Raw genomic sequence first — 2191 nt, 5'->3', positions numbered from 1 at the left:
CTCTCCGGCTGCTCATTCTTCGCGCTTGCGCTGGTACCTTTCGGCGCAACCACTTTGCCCTTTTTGCTAGCCGGTACGGGAGCGGTGCTGGTCTTTCTTGGCATATCAACAGCCTTGGCTGTTACAGCTTCGCTCACCGTGGGGTGCTCTATATGATCGGCGGACTGATGGCTCGGTGAAGGCTCCACGGGTTCATCAAAAACGCTGTCATTCGGCCTATTTTCCAGCGGGGAGCGCAGTCGTGCGATCACGTTTGGTGGCAACGTCGGATTTGGATGATCGAAGAAACCATCGGGAAGACCAAGCGTCGTTTCCATGTGAAACGCCGTCTCGGGCGTAAAACGCTCACCGCTGACCAATTCCGCGATGCGGGCCAGATTCGAGTCGAGACCCAATGCCACATTTTCGGCACCAACGGTGTCGACGAGTACTTTGAACGCTCGAGTCTTAAATATAGATGCTGTCTGGGTCGTATCCTTTGCCTGAACGGGTTTTACATAGTGCTTTTTTTGCGTCTGAGGCGCGCTGCTTGGCGGGTGCTGGCGCGCTGGACGTGGACCGCTGCCTCGCGAACCTGGGCGTCCAAATGTACGACTCATAAAATGAAACTCCGAATGTTTCGCTCGCCAATTTAGATAAGAGCGAGAGCCCAATATGCAAACAAATTTTTTTCAGGTGGCTCAAGGTTTGGCTACTGCAATACAGGTTTGGCTACTGCAATACATTGAATCTAAAAATTAACCAGGCCTACGCGTCACCGCAAAACCGATAGGGCTCAAAGTATCTGAGCGTGTTGAAAGCGTAAGCGCCTACTGCTAAAAGTCTTGCTCATCAAGGCGAACTTTTGTCGAACCGCTACGTAAAGCCAAACGTCGCGTGACGGCCGCGATGCGATGGCGGCCGTCAGCAAATATACGCAGCACATGGCCTTCGTTTGCATCTGGGCGCGACCAGAAGTACTGCTCTAACGCCGTCTTCGTGATCAGTGCGCTTACTTCGCGACCAGCGTTCAATGCCGTGGACATAACGACCCGGCCATCCTTCACAAAGGTTGGTTCATATGAATGTTGCACGCACTTCTTTCTTTGTCACTTTTCAGAGCTAAGCCGAGTCAAACGAATCATAACGCAAGCGTATCGAGCTCTATGCTAACACTGCACCGCCTATGAGCACGTCGGGATTACTAGCGCGCAAACTGCCGGGAAACACGGGGCGTTACTGATTGACGCTATCCTTGAAGCCTTTTCCTGCAGTGAACTTTACTGTGGTAGCTGCAGCGATTTGCAGCGGTACGCCGGTTTTTGGATTGCGCCCCGCGCGAGCGGCACGTGCCCCCTTACCGAACGAACCAAAGCCGATTAATTGAACGGTATCACCTGACACCACTGCTCGCGTGATCGCTACTAGGACCTCATCTACGATCTCGCTGGTCAAAGCCTTGCTTGCGCCGGTTTGTGCCGCGACTGCATCAACATGTTCTTGCTTGTTCATCAAAGGTCCTCTCAAGAGTTTTTTTGTTGGTCAATCTTTACCATCTTGCGTTAGGTCTGCACCAAGAGAGGTTTTAAGATAATCAATTAATATTTGCTGCGCGCTAGCCTCGGGTTCCCGCCACCCTAAACAGTGCCCGCTCCCGTTCAGGATGCTGCACAAAAGCTTTACCGTCAACGGCAATGGTCGAAGACTTGCCCTTGGTCTCAGCTGACATACGGAGAACATGGCTGAGGCTGCTAAGCATCGACGATTCGGAAGTTTAATTGTTTATTATGCTTCTCGGGACGTCCAAATGCAGACCGCAACGCTGTTGCGGATGCAGCTCGCAGGCATGCAAGTGCGACCGGCATAAAAATCGATCTCCTCTGTTTTCGAAGTGTTACAGGTTCGACGGGCGGTGCGGGATCGTCGACTGCGACGGCGCGTCAGCTGAACTTTATTTGCCCGATTAATGTACGCTGGCAATACGTTCTCGTAAGCAAATTGATACGGAGTGCCAACAGATGGAACGGCGCAGGTTCGATTTAAGCGAGACGTTGAGCTACAGTTGATGAATGTTTTGCAATTTTTCTGCCTCTCATTGCACGTAGAGCATCGTCAGGCGACAATTTTTAGCACCACATCGACGGCCATAGGTCGCCGTCAACTTCTTAGTAGTACGGCTTCCAGTGTCGAGCCGATAATCAATGAAGGTTTG

The 2191-nt window shown here is 51.9% G+C and carries 2 protein-coding genes and 1 pseudogene; all 3 read right to left on the bottom strand.

Translation table 11 applies throughout. The annotated features are described in order from the left end of the window. Positions 1 to 599 (bottom strand): annotated as a pseudogene (locus tag ACFFAR_RS31390) (hypothetical protein); the annotation flags it as partial. 216 nt (positions 600 to 815) lie between these two features. Continuing rightward, positions 816 to 1046 (bottom strand): DUF1488 family protein, encoded by a 231-nt coding sequence (locus tag ACFFAR_RS31385; protein WP_375509245.1) that lies wholly within the window; start codon positions 1044 to 1046, stop codon positions 816 to 818. Positions 1047 to 1215: 169 nt separating this feature from the next. Continuing rightward, positions 1216 to 1491, bottom strand: coding sequence for an HU family DNA-binding protein (locus tag ACFFAR_RS31380; protein ID WP_086386539.1), 276 nt, complete (start codon positions 1489 to 1491; stop codon positions 1216 to 1218). Between the last annotated feature and the right edge of the window lie 700 nt (positions 1492 to 2191).

It is taken from the genome of uncultured Caballeronia sp. (assembly GCF_964243625.1).
Lineage (GTDB): Bacteria > Pseudomonadota > Gammaproteobacteria > Burkholderiales > Burkholderiaceae > Caballeronia.
This window is presented reverse-complemented; position numbering and strand designations above follow the sequence as displayed.

Excerpts from the sequence above, each read along its gene's own strand:
- ACFFAR_RS31380 (WP_086386539.1), bottom strand. The coding sequence starts at position 1,491 with ATGAACAAGCAAGAACATGTTGATGCAGTCGCGGCACAAACCGGCGCA.